Origin of the sequence: Geomonas azotofigens (genome assembly GCF_018919395.1) — a bacterium.
GTDB classification, from domain to species: Bacteria; Desulfobacterota; Desulfuromonadia; order Geobacterales; family Geobacteraceae; genus Geomonas; species Geomonas azotofigens.
In genome coordinates this window covers 230,877-246,204 of record NZ_JAHLME010000001.1, presented here as the reverse complement: position 1 = coordinate 246,204, position 15,328 = coordinate 230,877, and the positions used below count along the sequence as shown (strand labels likewise).

Here is a 15,328-nt window from a genome sequence, read left to right as displayed (position 1 = left end):
GTCCTCACGGCTCGATCTGCGCTTTCCCCGTCCTAAAAACGGTGGCCCAGTCGATGGGCTGACTCATTTCCATCCAGTCCAGATCGAAGTTCCTGACATCCCGTACGGTTCTCCAGTAGCGCACGGCGCCGGCGATGGAACCGGTGGCCGCGTCGAAGGTGTCGTAGGTGCCGGCGAACTTTACCTGAGCGTTTCCGCCATCACCCGTGGCCACGGCCAGCGCCTTGGTGGCTATCCGTTTGATCGCTGCGCGATTGACGCTGTCCTTCAAATCTCCCAGGTTGCACAGGGTCCCGCACCGGTCCGTCGCGTAGAACTGCTCCTGGAACAGGATGTTGCCGGCCGGGTCGGCGGCGCACCAGGCGAACCCGGCGAAGGCGGCGTTATATTCGCTGGACCAGCCTACGATGTGCCTTCTGATGATCACGTGGACCCTTACCTCGTCCCCGTTCAGTTGGTGCCACTTCATGGCCGCGTTGAGCGTCTTGTCCAGGGAGCCCGCGAAATTGCCCCGGTCCTCCTCGGTGAACCTGGCCAGCGGCGTGAAGGGGAGGGTGATTAACCTCACGCCGGTGAAGTGGAGAGTGACGTTGGCGACCGTGACCGGGCGCAAAGGCATCGAGTCAGGCGGTTTCCTCACCGAGACTCCCTCCCTCGAGGTCGAACCGTAGTAGGCGCAGGAGAGTAGCAGGGAGGAGACCAGCAGGGACGAGGCGAACCGGAAGGTGGTGCGGAGCCAACGATTGACACGCGTCATGATCGACCCTCCAATGAGCTGACGGTACCCGCTTCTTTAATGTAACACCGATCGCGAGGAGTGCAGGTCGCAGGGCGGGAAGGGGTGTGCCGGGGAGATTATTTATGGTTAACTCTTGTGGTGGCGCCGGTGGAGGTCGCGGCGGCGAGGGAGGGGGACATGGAAATTTCCGGTGAGATCACGTCCTTTGAGGACTTTCGCAGGCTGATCATCAAGACCGCGCCCGGTTCCTGGAACTTCTTCCGGGGCGAGAGCCGCGACTTCTACACCCTCATTCCCAAGATCGGGCGGCTCACCCGGGACCCGGGGAGGGCGGGAAGGCGTCCCGCCAGCGAGGTGATGCCGGCGGACATCTACGGCGAGTACCAGGCGCTGCAGGAGTTCAAGAAGTCGGGGCGCCACATGGTCGAGGTGCAGCCCGCCACGGAATGGGAGTGGCTGGCGCTGGCGCAGCACCATGGCCTCCCGACCCGGTTGCTCGACTGGTCGGTCAATCCCCTGATCGCCCTGTACTTCGCGGTGGCCCAGCCCTACGGCGACCTCGACCTGCGCCGGGACCGGCTCAACAATCCCGACTACTGCGGCGGCGCCGCGCTCTACATCGCCCACACCATGTACGGGCTCTCCGAGATCGACGAGAGGGCCAACCCCTTCGACGCCGACACCTGCTTCTTCATGGCGCCGGTGATTGCCTCCCGCATCAAGGCCCAAAGCGGCGTTTTCTCGCTGTTGCGGAACCCGTGGCGGCCGTTGGAGCAGCAGCTCTCCCCGAGGGAGCACATCCGCAAGTACCGCATCCCCTTCGAGAACCGGGGCTTCCTGGCCCAGGAGCTGAAGCTCTTGGGGATCAACCACGCCTTCGTCTTCGCCGACCTCGACGGGTTGGCGCGCTACATCCAGGAGAAGGTGTCCGACAAGATCGATCCGCAGCAATCCCTGGCGCACCGGCATACCTAGAAAGGCAGGGGCTAGGGGCCGGCAATGCGAAAGGGGACCGGCGCCTGCGCAGCCGGTCCCCTTCGATTTGAGCCCTCTCCCTGCGGGAGAGGGGACTTTTGAGCGCCTGCCATTAAAACGGGTAGCCTAAGCCCACGAACACGGCTGGCCCGTCCTTGCCGAAGCCGACGTCGATGCGGCCGAGGATGTTGGGGCGCACCACGGCGCGGAAGCCGAACCCCGGGTTCACCTCGATGTTGCCCGCCCGCAGGTCTCCAACCGTGTCGGCCACGCCGCCGATGTCCACGAACGGCGCCAGCTCCCAGTCCGCCCGCACGTCGAAAACTTCCCACCGGAACAGCCTGATGCGCTCCTCCAGGTTGCAGACCACGTAACTGTTGTCGATGAAGCGGTTCCTGCCGTACCCCCTGAGCGTGGTCTCGCCACCGAGAATGCTCCGCTCCAGGAACGGGATGGAACTGCCGCGCGCCTGTCCCACGGCCATCCTGCCGGCGCTGATGAAACGGCTGTCGGACACGGGGAACAATCCCTTCACCTCGGCCTCGTAGCGGACGAAGCGCGCGCTGCTTCCCAAGCCGGCCAGGCTCCCCTCCACCGTGGCCCGCGCCCGGATGCCGGAACTGGCCATGATGGGGGCGTCGAGGGTGCTGTAGACCAGCGAGACGGACTGGGCGTGGGTGCTGAAGCCGTCGATGCCGGGGACCTCCGCTGCGCTGAAACGTCGCTGCAGGTCGGGGAGCCTCTTGACGGCCCCCTCGTCGATCTCGACCCTTCTCAGGCGATCCCCCACGAAAAGCATGGTATTGGTGGAGAGCGGGTAACCCGCCGACGCGGTGTAGCCGAACTCGCGGTCGGCGAAGTTGGTCTCGTCATCGGCGCTGCTGCCGGGACCAAAGCCGAAGAAGCGGGCCGAGCCGTCGGTGAAGTTGTAGAGAAAGCCGTTCAGCTCCAGCTGGCGCTCCATGAGGCTTTGGTCCCTGACCCTCACCTCGTAGTCGGCGTTCACCTTGCTGGACTTGGAGAGGTTGAACTCGATGCTGCGCAGGGGGGAGGGATACATGGCGCCGTAGAGGGTGCCCGTGGTGCCGAAGTTCTCGTTCCGGTTTACCTGGGGGGCGAACAGGGCGGAAACCTCGTCCTTGTCGTTGTGCAAAAGAAACGCGGTCAGGGCGCCCCAGGTCACCCCCTCGTTGGGGCTGGAGGCGATGACGGGAAGCGGTATGGTGACCAGCTTCACGTAGGGCTGGGCCGGGGAGGGCGCCGGGAGTACCGTGGAGGGGATGTAGCTGGTGCAGCCGGCCAGAAGGGAAAATAGGATCAGTAATAACAGCGATAGCGCGCGCATTGTGGTCCGTTTCAAGGGGAACTCCTGGGAGAGCTGCGGGAGCCTCCTTCGGGCGGGAAAAACATAGCGGCTCCCCGCCGTTTTGACAAGAAAAAAAGGGCGCTTTAACCAGGAACGCTCCGTGCCGGTCAAAAAAATGACTGGCGCCGCACTTCAAAAATGACGTTGGCGTCCCCGCCGTCCCCACCCCTCCTCCCCATCCCCCCCTCCCACCGACCGCTGTTTTCACTCCGCTTTTCGCCCATGACGCCACCGCTGCGCTCCCTTTCGGAGAATGGCACACCGGTTGCACAAGGTCCCTCTGCAGAGAAAACCCCAGGTAAGGCAAAGGAAACTGACGCATGGCAAACCCCTCGACGGACGCCCTGGCGCTCCCGGGACCCAAAAGCAATTCGGACATCTACACGGCCATCGCCCTGATCGGGGTGCTGGCCCTGATGGTGGTCCCCCTGCCTGCGTTCATGCTCGACATCTTCCTGGCGACCAACATCACGGTGGCTCTGGTCATCCTCCTGGTCTGCCTGTACACGGTGCAGCCGCTCGATTTCTCGGTCTTCCCTTCCATCCTCCTGGTCACGACGCTGTTTCGACTGGCCCTGAACATCGCCTCGACGCGACTCATCCTGATGCATGGCAGCGAGGGGGTCGAGGCGGCCGGCGGCGTCATCAAGGCCTTCGGGCAGTTCGTGGTCGGCGGCAACTACGTGGTCGGCGCCGTCATCTTCCTGATCCTCGTCATCATCAACTTCGTGGTCATCACCAAGGGTGCCGGGCGCGTGGCCGAGGTGGCCGCCCGCTTCACCCTGGACGCCATGCCCGGCAAGCAGATGGCCATCGACGCCGACCTCTCCAACGGCATCCTGACCGACAAGGAAGCCAAGGTGAGGCGCAAGAAGATCGCCCGCGAGGCGGACTTCTACGGCTCCATGGACGGTGCCTCCAAGTTCGTGCGCGGGGACGCCGTCGCCGGCATCATGATCGTCCTGGTCAACATAATCGGCGGCTTCGTGATCGGTGTCTGGCAGAAGGGGATGCCGCTTGACCAGGCGCTGCAGAACTACACCCTGCTCACCATCGGCGAGGGGCTGGTGGCCCAGATCCCGGCCCTGATCATCTCCACCGCGGCGGGCATCATCGTGACCCGCTCCGCCGACGAGAACAACTTCGGCCACGAGATCGCCGGGCAGCTTTTGAACTACCCCAAGGCCTTCCAGGTTGCCTCGGGGGTCCTGTTCCTGTTCGCCATGATCCCGGGGCTGCCCCACTTTGCCTTCTTCCTCCTCTCCGGCGTCTCCTACATGGTCAGCAAGATGGCCGTGGAAAAGAAGGCCGAGATCGAGGACGTGGTGGAGACCACGGCCGGCGGCGCCGAGGAGAGCGACCAGATCAGCACCATCCGCCCGCTGGACATGCTGGAGCTGGAAGTGGGCTACGGCCTGGTCCCCATGGTGGACGCGAGCCAGCAGGGCGAGCTCCTGGACCGGATCCGCTCCATCAGGAGGCAGGTGGCGGACCGCATGGGCTTCATCGTTCCCCCGATCCACATCCACGACAACCTGCAGCTGAAACCCTACGAGTACAACATCCTCATCAACGGCGCCAAGGTCGGCGGCGGCGAGCTCTCCGGCCAGTACCTGGCCATGGACTCGGGCGGCGCGGTCGGGGCGCTGGAAGGGATCAAGACCACCGAGCCGGTGTTCGGCCTCCCCGCGGTCTGGATCAAGGGGAAGGAGCGGGAGAAGGCGCAGGTTTCCGGCTACACCGTGGTGGACAACACCACCATCCTCGCCACCCACATCTCCGAGACCATCAAGAAGCACGCCCACGAGCTGGTGGGGCGCCAGGAACTGCAGCAGCTTCTGGACAGCATCGCCGCGACCCTGCCCAAGGTGGTCGAGGAACTGGTCCCGTCGCTGCTCTCCCTGGGTACCGTGCTGCGCGTGGTGAAGAACCTCCTGAAGGAGAACGTTTCCATCCGCGACCTGCGTTCCATCCTGGAGACCCTGGCCGACTACGGCGGGGTGACCAAGGACCCGGAGATGCTCACCGAGTTCGTGCGGCAGAGCCTGGGGCGCTACATCGTGGAGCAGTACAAGCGCGAGGACGACACCCTCTGCGTGCTCACCCTGGACCACGACATCGAGGAGGCCATCGTCGATTCGGTCCAGCTCTCGGAGCAGGGAAGCTACCTGGCCATCGACCCGCACGTGGCGCAGCGCGTCCTGGCCGCCATCCGCAGGAACGCCGAGCAGTTCGACGCCATCGGCGCGCTCCCGGTCCTGATGGCATCCCCCTCCATCCGCCGTCACGTGAAGAAACTGACGGAACGATTCATGCCCAACCTGGCGGTTATCTCGCACAACGAGATCCCGCCCAACATAAAAATCCAATCCTTAGGCGTGGTGGTGATCAATGCTAGTTAAAACATTCCAAGCAGGCGAGATGTCGGAAGCTCTCAGGATGGTTAAGGCGGAGATGGGTCTGGACGCGATGATCCTCTCTTCGAAGAAGGAGCGCAAGAAGGGTATCCTCGGCTTCTTCTCCAAGCCCTACTACGAGGTGACCGCGGCCCTGGAGCCCAGGCCGGCCCAGCGCCCGAACCCGTACCGGGAGGAGCCGCCGGCACCGGAGCGCGAGCTCTCCACCCGCGAGGAGTTCCAGAACTCCATGCTGGGGCCCTTGGCGCGCGAGGTGCGCGAGCTGAAGCAGCGCATCGAGGCGCTCACCAGGAAGGAGGCGCAGGCGGCCCAGGAGCCGGCGCAGCAGGCAGCCCCGGTCCAGGAGCCCCAGGCGGAAACCCCGACGGTACCAAGGACCTTCGGCAAGGAGGAGCTCGAGGAGATCAAGCAGCTCCTCTACAACGCCGTATCCGGCGGCAAGGAGAAGGGGCCCAAGCCGGTGACCTTCCAGCTGGCCGGGCAGGCGCTGGAGCAGGCCGTCCCCACGGCCGCGCCGCAGCCCGAGCCCATGGCCGTCTCCCCCCTGGCCGAGCCGTCCCACCCCGCCCCCGCGCTCAAGCTGGTCAAGGCGGCCGGCAAGGCGAGCGACGAGGACCTGCTGCTGGAGCGGCTCGCCGAGGAGCTCAGGGGCGAGGATGTCGGCCCGGTGGCGGTGCAGACCCTGACCGAGTCGGTCCGTGCGGCCGCCGAGGAGGGGGTCTCCCTGGATGAGCTCCGCTCGCTGATGGCCGAGAACCTGGCCGGCATGGTGAAGTGCTCCGGCTCGCTGCGCATCAAGAAGAACGGCCCGCGCATCGTGGCCGTGGTGGGGCCGACCGGCGTCGGCAAGACCACCACCATCGCCAAGATCGCCGCCATGTACGCGCTCAACCGCCGCGTCTCCGTCGCCATGGTCACCATGGACAACTTCAGGGTCGGCGCGGTGGAGCAGCTGAAGACCTACGCGAAGATCATGGACCTGCCGCTGGAGGTCGCCGGCAACTCGCAGGAACTCTCCAGGGCGCTCGCCGTGCACTCCGACAAGGACCTGATCCTCATCGACACCGCCGGCAGGAGCCCCAAGGACGCCGACCGGCTCGACGAGCTCAAGGGGTACCTCGAGAGCCAGACCGGCATCGACGTCTACCTCTGCCTGTCGGCCACCACGAGGAGCCGCGAGATCGACGAGATCATCGCCACCTTCGGCACGCTGCCGGTGACCAAGCTCCTCTTCACCAAGCTCGACGAGAGCCGCACCTTCGGCTGCATCGTCGACACCTGTTTGAAGCACAGGATCCCCCTTTCCTATTTCAGCACCGGGCAGAAGGTGCCCGAGGACATCGAGGTGGCGACCTCCAGAAAGCTCGCCGCCATGGTGGTGCAGGAGTCCAACTGATGACAATGTCTTGCCTAGCAACAGACCAGGCCGAATCGCTCAGGAAACTGGCGGGACGCGCCAAGACGACCGAAGCACCGGAGCAGTTCCAGGTGCGCGAGGGGCTCAGGGTGATCTCGGTCACCAGCGGCAAGGGGGGGGTCGGCAAGACCTCGGTGGTGGTGAACCTCGCCGCCTCGCTTGCCGCCAGCGGTCAGCGGGTGCTGATCGTGGACTGCAACCCCGGCATAGGCGACATCTGCCTGCGCCTGGGCAAGGACGCCCCCTTCCGCATGGGGCAGGTGCTCGCCGGCGACATCACCTTGCGGGACACGGTGGTGGAGCTTGGGGGGGGCGTGAGCGTCCTTCCGGCCGGGATGGAGATGCAGCAGTACAGCGCCCTCTCCCCCTGGGAGCGCAGCGCCCTCTTGAAGGCGATGCTCCGGCTGCAGAACGATTTCGACTGCTTCCTCATCGATACCGGCTCCGGCATGGCGGCCAACCTGACCGGCTTCGCCGCCCTCGCCCGCGAGATCATGCTGGTGGTGACCCCCGAGCCGACCTCCATCACCGACGCCTACGCCTTGATCAAGATGCTTTCCGGTCGCGACAGCTCGTTCCGGTTCCGGCTCCTGATCAACATGTGCCGCGACAACCAGGAAGGGGAAACACTCTTTTCCAAGTTGGCCGCGATTACGGGCCGGTTTTTGCAAGTAGAGTTTGACCACGCGGGAACGATACTGCATGACGAGCTCCTGGTGGAAAGTGTGAGGCGTCGCGGGGCTTTATGCCGTCTCTTCCCGGATGCCAAGGCGTCGGCGGGATTCAAAAAATTGGCACACAAAATCAATGCGGAGCGGCCGGCCGGCGCAGGGGCCATGCCGGCGGCTTCGGTGGCATCTAGCACGATGTGGAGGAACCATGAATTGTCTTCTTAAGGCGTATGAGCATGAGGCGCAGCGCGGGGTCCCGATGAGCAGGGACGAACTGGTGGTCAGCCATCTCCCGCTGGTTAAGTTCATTGTCGACCGGATCGCCTCGTCACTCCCCCCGCACCTCGACCGGGACGACCTGAGAAGCGCCGCGGTGATCGGCCTGATTTCCGCCGCGGAACGATTCGATCCCAGCCGCGGGGTACAGTTCAAGACCTTCGCGGAGCAGCGCATCCGGGGCACCATCATGGATGAGCTGAGGGCCCAGGACTGGCTCACCAGGAGCCTCAGGGACAAGTTCAAGAAGCTGGAGAAGGAGTTCTCCCAGCTCGAGCAGCGCCTGGGGAGGAACCCCTCCTCGGACGAGGTGGCCACCGCCATGGGGCTCGAACTGAAGGACTACTTCCGGCTCCTGGAGGAGATCCACCTCCTCTCCTTCGTCTCCCTGGACGACGCCTGGCACGACGAGGACGGCGCCCCCTTCGGTCTCCTCGACGTCCTGGAGGACAAGGGGACCGAGAGCCCGCAGAGCCAGCTGATCGCGCGCCAGACCGTGGAGCGGCTCGCCGAGGCGATCGATTCCCTCCCCGAGAAGGAGCGCATCGTGATCACGCTCTACTACTACGAGGAACTGAACCTGAAGGAGATCGGCGCCGTGCTCGATCTCACCGAGTCGCGCATCTCGCAGCTGCACAGCCAGGCCATCGTCAGGCTGCGCGGCAAGATGAAGCGCGTGGCCTAGGGGGACAAGCATGAACGCAGGGATGTACGCGGCCTTGACCGGCAACCTTTCCGCGCAGCGCAGGCTGGACGTGATCTCCAACAACCTGGCCAACGCCAGCACCACCGGCTTCAAGGCGGACCAGATCCAGTTCGAGAGCGTGCTGGCCAATGTCAAAAACTCGACACAGGGGCCGGTGTTCAGCAACGACCGCTACTCGACCGACTTCTCGGCGGGAGCCTTGCAGCGCACCGACAACAGCCTCGACCTGGCGCTGGAAGGTGACGGCTTCTTCGCGGTGAGCACCCCGCAGGGGACCGCCTACACCCGCCAGGGGAACTTCCACCTGACCGGGAACGGCCGCCTGGTCACCGCGGACGGCTACGAGGTGCAGGGAAGCGGCGGCCCCATCACGGTTCCCGCCAGCGGCAAGGTCGAGATCGGCTCCGGCGGGCAGGTGAGCGTGAACGGCAACGCGGTGGGGACCATCAGCGCGGTGGACTTCGCCAAGCCGTACGCCATGAACAAGCTGGGCAACGGGCTGTTCCAGCCGGCCGACCCCAACGCCGCGACCACCGCCTCCACGGCCGGCATCAAGCAGGGGTACCTGGAGACCTCCAACGTCAAGGCGGTGGTGGAGATGTCGCGCCTGATCGAGGCGAGCCGGTACTTCGAGATCTGCGCCAAGGCGGTCAAGACCTACGACGACCTGACCTCCCGCGCCGCCAACGACTTGGGTAAAATCTAGCCCCCTTAGAACATGGAACGGCAGTCAAGCCGTTGAGGAGATTCACATGATCAGAGCACTTTGGACCGCCGCATCCGGGATGCAGGCTCAGCAGCTCAACATAGACGTGGTGGCCAACAACCTGGCCAACTCCAGCACCACCGGCTTCAAGAAAAGCCGCGCCGACTTCCAGGACCTCATGTACCAGACCGAGAAGACCACCGGCGCCCCGGCCACCAACACCACCACCATCCCGACCGGCATCCAGGTCGGCCTCGGCGTCCGCCCGGGCGCGGTGAGCAAGATCTTCACCACCGGGACCATGGTGCACACCGGCAACGAACTCGACATGGCGATCGAGGGGGACGGCTTCCTCCAGGTGCAGCAGTCCGACGGCACCACCGCCTACACCCGCGCCGGATCGCTCAAGAAGGACGGCCAGGGGAGGGTGGTAACCTCGGACGGCCAGCCGATCCTGCCGGAAATCGTGATTCCCAGCAACGCCACCAGCATCAACATCGGCTCCGACGGCACCGTGTCGGTGCAGCAGGCGGGACAGACCGCGGCGACCACGGTCGGGACCATCCAACTCGCCTCCTTCACCAACCCCGCCGGCCTGAACGCCATCGGCAAGAACCTCTTCCTCCCCACCGATTCCTCGGGCAACGCCACGACCGGCACCGCCGGCCAGAACGGCCTGGGGACCCTGGAGCAGGGGTACATCGAGCAGAGCAACGTGAGCGTCATGGAGGAGATGGTGAGCATGATCGTCTCCCAGCGCGCCTACGAGATCAACTCCAAGGCGATCCAGGCCTCGGACGACATGCTGCAGCAAGCCGCTGCGCTCAAGAGGTAACTCCTGATGCGAGCGTTTTTGCTGGCTGTCGCGCTCCTGGTCCTGCCCCTCTCCGGCTTCGCCCGGGCGGCGGGCCCCGCCGCGGTCAACGTGGTGAGCGAAGCGACCGTCAAGGCGGCCATCAAGGAGTACCTGGTCCAGAAGGCGGCTCCCTTGAACGCCGACATCACCGTGAAGAAGATCAACTACCAGGGGGACTTGAAGCTCCCCGCCGGCAGGGTGACCTTCGACGTGGTGGCCCCGGACCGCTGGGAAGGGTACGGGCCGGCGTCGGTGGCCCTCGTGGTGCGGGTCGACGACCAGGTGAAGAAGAACCAGACCGTGCTGGTCGAGGTCGAGGCGCTGGCCGAGATGGTGGTGGCCGCGCGCACCCTGGAGCGGGGCGAGGTGCTGACCTCCTCCGACCTCGCCATCGTCAAGCGTGACCTGGCCCAGGTGCAGGGGCGTTATTTCAACAACATCGACGAGGCGGTCGGGCTGAGGGTCAAGAGCACCCTGCGCGCCAACGCCCCGATCAGAAAGGACAATCTGGAGAAGGTGCCCATCGTCAAGAGCGGCCAGGTGGTGACCATCGTGGCCGAGAACGACGTGGTGCGCATCACCGCGACCGGGCGGGCCAAGGGGTCCGGTGCCTCGGGCGACCTGATCACGGTGCAGAACCTCTCCTCGCAGAAGGAGATCGCGGCGCGGGTGGTGGACGCGACCACGGTAAAGGTGGATTTTTGATGGACCGCGAAAGAAGCGACAGCTTGAAGATGGTGAAGGCGGCGGCACTGTGCCTGCCGCTGTTATGGCTTTCGGCCTGCGCGCACCAAAGCGCCGAGGTGGTGACCCCGACCTTCGACGAGCAGATCCCGGCGCCGCAGGTGAACTACAACAACGGCTCGCTCTGGCAGGCCTCCTCGACCGGGCTCGCCGAGGACATGAAGGCGAGAAGACGGGGCGACATCATCACCGTGGTGATCTCCGAGAACGCCAGCGCCAGCAAGAAGGCCGCCACCGGGACCTCGCGCGACTCCTCGATCAGCGGCGGCATTCCGAAGCTTTTGGGACTTGAGAAGACGCCGATCAAGAGCTGGGCCGACCTCGCCAACATGCTGAGCGCGAGCTACGGCTCCAAGTTCGACGGCGCCGGCTCCACCTCGCGCCAGGAGACCCTGCAGGCCACCATCTCCGCCAAGGTGGTGGACGTGATCCCCAACGGCAACATGCTCATCGAGGGGAGGCGCAACGTCAAGGTGAACAACGAGGACCAGATCATCGTCTTGACCGGGACGGTGCGCGGACGCGACGTCAGCGCCGACAACACCATCAACTCGGCGCTCATCGCCGACGCCAGGATCTCGTACTCGGGCAAGGGGGTCATCTCCGACCGCCAGAAACCGGGGTGGCTCTTGAACGCGCTGGACAAGATCTGGCCGTTCTAGGCGGCCCGCCAGTTCCGGAATTGACAGTTTGGTGTCAATATCCCGACACGGCGGCCGAAAAGGGTTAGGTGAAAAGGCTTGAAAATTAACCATATTTCAAAATGCTGCCTCGCGGTCCTGATCCTGCTGCTCGTTCCCCAGTTCGCACTGGGGGCGCGCATCAAGGACATCGCGGCGTTCGACGGCGTGCGGGAGAACCAGCTGATCGGCTACGGCCTCGTGGTCGGCCTGAACGGCTCCGGCGACTCGGACCAGACCAAGTTCCCGGTGCAGTCACTGGTGGGCGCCCTGGAGCGGCTGGGACTCACGGTGAACCGCGGCGACATCACGGTGAAGAACGTGGCCGCCGTCATGGTGACCGCGCAGCTCCCCCCCTTCGCCAAGCAGGGGAACAAGCTCGACGTCCTGGTCTCCTCGATGGGCGACGCCAAGAGCCTCGCCGGCGGCACGCTGATGCTGGCTCCCCTAAAGGGTGCCGACGGTCAGGTCTACGCGGTGGCGCAGGGACCGGTCTTGACCAACTCGTTCTCCTACGGCGGCCAGGCCACCACGGCGGTGAAGAACCATCCCACCGCCGGCACCGTGCCGGAAGGGGCGCTGGTCGAACGCGAGCTCCCCAACGTGCTGGCCAACCGGCCGGTCCTGAAACTCAACCTGCACCAGTCCGACTTCACCACCGCCGCCCGCGTCGCCGCCGCCATCAACGGCCGCTTCCAGGGCTCGGCGTCGCTCACCGACCCGGGGAGCGTGCAGATCAGCATCCCGGGCGAGTACCAGAACCGCGTGGTGGAATTCGTGGCCGACCTGGAGCGGCTCGAGGTGAACCCGGACGTGATGGCCAAGGTGGTCATGAACGAGCGCACCGGCACCATCGTCATGGGCGAGAACGTGCGCATCTCGACGGTGGCGGTCTCCCACGGCAACCTGACCGTGGTGGTCAAGGAGACCCCGAAGGTTTCCCAGCCCGCCCCCTTCGCCAGGACCGGAACCACCACCGTGGTACCGAGGACCGACCTGAAGATCGCCGAGGAGAAGGTGAACCTTTCGCTGGTGCGGGAGGGGGCCAACCTGGGCGAGGTGGTGCGCGGGCTCAACACCCTCGGGGTCACCCCCAGGGACCTCCTCGGCATCATGCAGGCCATCAAGGCCGCCGGCGCGCTCAACGCCGAACTCAGCGTGATGTAGGGACGGAGCGGTCATGGACGTGAAGCCGATACCGGACAACGCGCTGCCGGTCACCGACCTGCGGGCGCAAAAGAGCGCCCAGGAACGCAATCCTGAGCAGATCAAGAAGGTGGCGCGCGAGTTCGAGGCGATGTTCGTCGCCATGATGTTGAAGTCGATGCGGGACACGGTGGGGAAGGACACCCTGACCGGCGGGGGGAAGGGCGAAGAGACCTTCCGCTCCCTGCTGGACCAGGAGTACGCCAACGCCGCGGTGCAGGGAGGCGGCATAGGACTGGCACAGACCATAGAAAGGGAGCTCTCGCGGGCCTACGGCACGCCGGCTCCGGCTAAGGGGGTGCGGGATGCGGATTGAAGGTTCAGCCTACGTAGTCGATCTGAACCGCTCGCAGCAGGTCCGGAACGATGCGCAGCAGACGCAGGCGGTCCAGGGGAGCCGTCCGGCCGGGCGGGTCATACCCTTCGACCGGGTGGAGATCTCGTCCCAGGCGAAGGAGCTGCAAAGGCTCAAGGCCGAGGTGGCGGACATGCCCGACGTGAGGATGGACCGGGTGGCGCTGGCCAAGCAGAACCTGCAAAACGGCGCCTACCGCGTCGAGGCGTCGGTCCTGGCGCAAAAGATGATGGACGCGTACAAGTCGCGTTAAGGGGGATTCGATGGATCGTAGCATAGTTGAACTGATAGCGGCCCTGTGCGAGAAGGGGGTGCTCCTGGACCAGATGCAGGCCCTTTTGCAGGAGGAGCAGGAGTGCATGTCCTCCTTGGACATGGCGAGGCTCGAGGAGAACCAGCAGGAGATCGGCGCGGGGATGGAGCGACTGGCCAAGCTCTCCGAGCAGTGCCAGCAGATGATCGCCGCCATCGGCACCGATCTCGGCATGCCGGGCAACACCACGCTGTCGCCCATCATCGAGCGGCTGTCCGCGCCGGAAAAGCAGGCGCTCAAGGAGGCGCAGCAGTCGGTGACCGGCAACGCCCAGGCGCTGCAGGGGGCGCTCGCCTTGCACCGGAGGCTCATCGAGGATTCCCTGAACGTGGTGGGGCGCTCGGTTAACTTCTTCAACCGTCTTTTCAACCCCGGGCAGACCTACGGCGGGGCGGGGGCCTTCGTGAACGCCGGGCGCGGTAACAGCGGCTTCGTCAGCAAGGAGATCTAGCATGGGCATCAACACCCTCTTCGACATAGCCTCCTCCGGCATCACCGCGCAGCGGCTGGCCATCGAGGTCACCGGCGAGAACATCTCCAACGTCAACACCGAGGGATATTCCCGGCAGCGGGTGATCATGGAGAACAAGCCGGTGGGGACCGCCAACGGCTTCGCCCTGGGGACCGGGGTGCAGATCGCGGCGGTGCAGCGCAGCTACGACAACATGCTGCAGCTGCAGCTGGTCAACGCCAACAGCACCTATCAGGAGGGGCTGGCGCAGCAGTCGGCGCTGGAGCAGATCGAGCCCACCTTCAACTCGCTCACCTCGGACGGGCTGGGGACCGCGGTCGCCAACCTGTTCGGCGCCTTCCAGGACCTCTCGGTCAACCCCTCCGGCGCCGCCGAGAGGCAGGCCGTGCTGACCCGGTCCCAGATCATGGTGGACAGCTTCCACCAGGCCGACACCACGCTCACCTCGGTCGCCTCAACCGCGGACAGCAACCTGGTCGGCATCACCGCCGAGGTGACCGATAACGCGAGGAACCTCGCCCTGGTGAACCAGCAGATCATGGCCACCAGCGCGGTGGGGGGAAGCCCCAACGAACTTTTGGACCAGCGCGACCTCCTGCTCAGGAAGCTCTCGGAGCAGAGCGGCATCAGCTACAGCATCGCCAGCGACAACACCGCCTCGGTCACCCTGCCCGGCGGGGGGCAGCTGGTCTCCAGCACCAGGTACGCGACGCTCTACACCAACGCGACCGGCTCGCCGGCGACCAACGACATCATGCTCTCGGGGCTTGGCAACCCGCCCCCGGCCAACGCCCCCGGCACCGACACCCTGGTGGGTACCGTCGGGGACGGCGCCACCGTCGGCGGCAAGCTCGGCGGCACCATGGAGGTGCGCGACAGCATCGTGCCCAAGTACCGCGCCCTGTTGGACGAGATGGCCAACCAGGTGGCCACCCAGGTGAACACGGTGCACAAGGCGGGGTACGCCCTGGACGGCACCACCAACAACAACTTCTTCGACCCGGCCGGCGTGACCGCGGGGAGCATCGCGCTCGACTCCGGGATCTCGGCGGTGAAGATCGCGGCGGGGCTTCCGACCGCGAACGACCTGATACCGACCAGCAGCGGCAACAACGTGAACGCGGTCAAGCTCGCCAACCTCGGCAGCACCAGCTTCGCCTTCAGCACCGGGAGCGCCACCTTCGGCAACTTCTATAACTCCGTGGTCTCCCAGGTCGGCGTCGACACGGAGGGGACCCAGAACGTCACCACCCAGAACGCCGCGTTCCTGAAGCAGCTGAACGCGCTCAGGTCCTCAAATTCCGAGGTTTCCCTGGACGAGGAACTGTTGAACCTGACCAAGTACCAGCGCGCCTTCCAGGGCTCCGCCAAGGTGGTCAACGCGGGGAGCGACATGTTGGATACCATCCTGAGCATGATCCGATAGGAG

The 15,328-nt window shown here is 65.2% G+C and carries 16 protein-coding genes; 14 read left to right on the top strand and 2 right to left on the bottom strand.

Features of this window, described 5'->3' with window-relative positions:
- Positions 1 to 4 precede the first annotated feature (4 nt).
- A complete protein-coding gene (locus KOL99_RS01055) occupies positions 5 to 757 on the bottom strand; it encodes a hypothetical protein (protein ID WP_216508636.1) in 753 nt (250 codons plus the stop codon).
- A gap of 159 nt (positions 758 to 916) precedes the next feature.
- Here KOL99_RS01055 and KOL99_RS01050 point away from each other — a divergent pair, with 159 nt between their 5' ends.
- Positions 917 to 1,714 carry an FRG domain-containing protein gene (locus KOL99_RS01050; protein ID WP_216508633.1) on the top strand — a complete coding sequence of 266 codons (798 nt, stop codon included), beginning with the start codon at positions 917 to 919 and terminating at the stop codon, positions 1,712 to 1,714.
- A gap of 112 nt (positions 1,715 to 1,826) precedes the next feature.
- Here KOL99_RS01050 and KOL99_RS01045 read toward each other — a convergent pair whose 3' ends face one another.
- The gene (locus tag KOL99_RS01045; protein WP_328759373.1) at positions 1,827 to 3,074 is read right to left on the bottom strand and encodes a BamA/TamA family outer membrane protein; all 1,248 of its coding nucleotides are present in this window, start codon (positions 3,072 to 3,074) and stop codon (positions 1,827 to 1,829) included.
- A 326-nt stretch (positions 3,075 to 3,400) separates the two neighbouring features.
- Here KOL99_RS01045 and flhA point away from each other — a divergent pair, with 326 nt between their 5' ends.
- From flhA to flgK, 13 genes are all read left to right on the top strand, one after another.
- Positions 3,401 to 5,482: a flagellar biosynthesis protein FlhA gene (gene flhA, locus KOL99_RS01040; protein ID WP_216508632.1), complete on the top strand. Its 2,082-nt coding sequence runs from the start codon at positions 3,401 to 3,403 to the stop codon at positions 5,480 to 5,482.
- The gene (gene flhF / locus KOL99_RS01035; RefSeq protein ID WP_216508630.1) at positions 5,472 to 6,893 is read left to right on the top strand and encodes a flagellar biosynthesis protein FlhF; all 1,422 of its coding nucleotides are present in this window, start codon (positions 5,472 to 5,474) and stop codon (positions 6,891 to 6,893) included. The genes flhA and flhF overlap by 11 nt, the downstream gene beginning before the upstream one ends.
- A 5-nt stretch (positions 6,894 to 6,898) precedes the next feature.
- A complete protein-coding gene (locus KOL99_RS01030) occupies positions 6,899 to 7,810 on the top strand; it encodes a MinD/ParA family protein (protein ID WP_236025735.1) in 912 nt (303 codons plus the stop codon).
- Entirely contained in the window at positions 7,794 to 8,546 is a 753-nt protein-coding gene (locus KOL99_RS01025) for a FliA/WhiG family RNA polymerase sigma factor (RefSeq protein WP_199390181.1), read from the top strand. The genes KOL99_RS01030 and KOL99_RS01025 overlap by 17 nt, the downstream gene beginning before the upstream one ends.
- A 10-nt stretch (positions 8,547 to 8,556) precedes the next feature.
- Entirely contained in the window at positions 8,557 to 9,273 is a 717-nt protein-coding gene (gene flgF, locus KOL99_RS01020; protein WP_216508626.1) for a flagellar basal-body rod protein FlgF, read from the top strand.
- Positions 9,274 to 9,319: 46 nt separating this feature from the next.
- Positions 9,320 to 10,108 (top strand): flagellar basal-body rod protein FlgG, encoded by a 789-nt coding sequence (flgG, locus tag KOL99_RS01015; RefSeq protein ID WP_216508624.1) that lies wholly within the window; start codon positions 9,320 to 9,322, stop codon positions 10,106 to 10,108.
- 6 nt (positions 10,109 to 10,114) lie between these two features.
- On the top strand, positions 10,115 to 10,834 hold the full coding sequence (gene flgA / locus KOL99_RS01010; RefSeq protein ID WP_216508622.1) for a flagellar basal body P-ring formation chaperone FlgA: 720 nt from the start codon (positions 10,115 to 10,117) through the stop codon (positions 10,832 to 10,834).
- Between the two features lie 32 nt (positions 10,835 to 10,866).
- Complete coding sequence (locus KOL99_RS01005) at positions 10,867 to 11,535, top strand: flagellar basal body L-ring protein FlgH (RefSeq protein WP_407931847.1); 669 nt, start codon at positions 10,867 to 10,869, stop codon at positions 11,533 to 11,535.
- A 93-nt stretch (positions 11,536 to 11,628) separates the two neighbouring features.
- Positions 11,629 to 12,720, top strand: a complete 1,092-nt coding sequence (locus KOL99_RS01000; protein ID WP_216509377.1) for a flagellar basal body P-ring protein FlgI — start codon at positions 11,629 to 11,631, stop codon at positions 12,718 to 12,720.
- A 13-nt stretch (positions 12,721 to 12,733) separates the two neighbouring features.
- Positions 12,734 to 13,075: a rod-binding protein gene (locus KOL99_RS00995; protein WP_216508620.1), complete on the top strand. Its 342-nt coding sequence runs from the start codon at positions 12,734 to 12,736 to the stop codon at positions 13,073 to 13,075.
- The gene (flgM, locus tag KOL99_RS00990; protein WP_216508618.1) at positions 13,065 to 13,367 is read left to right on the top strand and encodes a flagellar biosynthesis anti-sigma factor FlgM; all 303 of its coding nucleotides are present in this window, start codon (positions 13,065 to 13,067) and stop codon (positions 13,365 to 13,367) included. Before KOL99_RS00995 ends, flgM begins: the two co-directional genes overlap by 11 nt.
- Before the next feature lie 10 nt (positions 13,368 to 13,377).
- A complete protein-coding gene (locus KOL99_RS00985) occupies positions 13,378 to 13,878 on the top strand; it encodes a flagellar protein FlgN (protein ID WP_216508616.1) in 501 nt (166 codons plus the stop codon).
- A gap of 1 nt (position 13,879) precedes the next feature.
- Complete coding sequence (gene flgK, locus KOL99_RS00980; protein ID WP_216508614.1) at positions 13,880 to 15,325, top strand: flagellar hook-associated protein FlgK; 1,446 nt, start codon at positions 13,880 to 13,882, stop codon at positions 15,323 to 15,325.
- The last annotated feature ends 3 nt before the right edge of the window (positions 15,326 to 15,328 follow it).

Bases quoted from the DNA above. Each gene is read 5' to 3' on its own strand.
- KOL99_RS01055 (WP_216508636.1), bottom strand. From the start codon at position 757: ATGACGCGTGTCAATCGTTGGCTCCGCACCACCTTCCGGTTCGCCTCG.
- KOL99_RS01050 (WP_216508633.1), top strand. From the start codon at position 917: ATGGAAATTTCCGGTGAGATCACGTCCTTTGAGGACTTTCGCAGGCTG.
- flhA (WP_216508632.1), top strand. From the start codon at position 3,401: ATGGCAAACCCCTCGACGGACGCCCTGGCGCTCCCGGGACCCAAAAGC.
- flhF (WP_216508630.1), top strand. From the start codon at position 5,472: ATGCTAGTTAAAACATTCCAAGCAGGCGAGATGTCGGAAGCTCTCAGG.
- KOL99_RS01030 (WP_236025735.1), top strand. From the start codon at position 6,899: ATGTCTTGCCTAGCAACAGACCAGGCCGAATCGCTCAGGAAACTGGCG.
- KOL99_RS01025 (WP_199390181.1), top strand. From the start codon at position 7,794: ATGAATTGTCTTCTTAAGGCGTATGAGCATGAGGCGCAGCGCGGGGTC.
- flgF (WP_216508626.1), top strand. From the start codon at position 8,557: ATGAACGCAGGGATGTACGCGGCCTTGACCGGCAACCTTTCCGCGCAG.
- flgG (WP_216508624.1), top strand. From the start codon at position 9,320: ATGATCAGAGCACTTTGGACCGCCGCATCCGGGATGCAGGCTCAGCAG.
- flgA (WP_216508622.1), top strand. From the start codon at position 10,115: ATGCGAGCGTTTTTGCTGGCTGTCGCGCTCCTGGTCCTGCCCCTCTCC.
- KOL99_RS00995 (WP_216508620.1), top strand. From the start codon at position 12,734: ATGGACGTGAAGCCGATACCGGACAACGCGCTGCCGGTCACCGACCTG.
- flgM (WP_216508618.1), top strand. From the start codon at position 13,065: ATGCGGATTGAAGGTTCAGCCTACGTAGTCGATCTGAACCGCTCGCAG.
- KOL99_RS00985 (WP_216508616.1), top strand. From the start codon at position 13,378: ATGGATCGTAGCATAGTTGAACTGATAGCGGCCCTGTGCGAGAAGGGG.
- flgK (WP_216508614.1), top strand. From the start codon at position 13,880: ATGGGCATCAACACCCTCTTCGACATAGCCTCCTCCGGCATCACCGCG.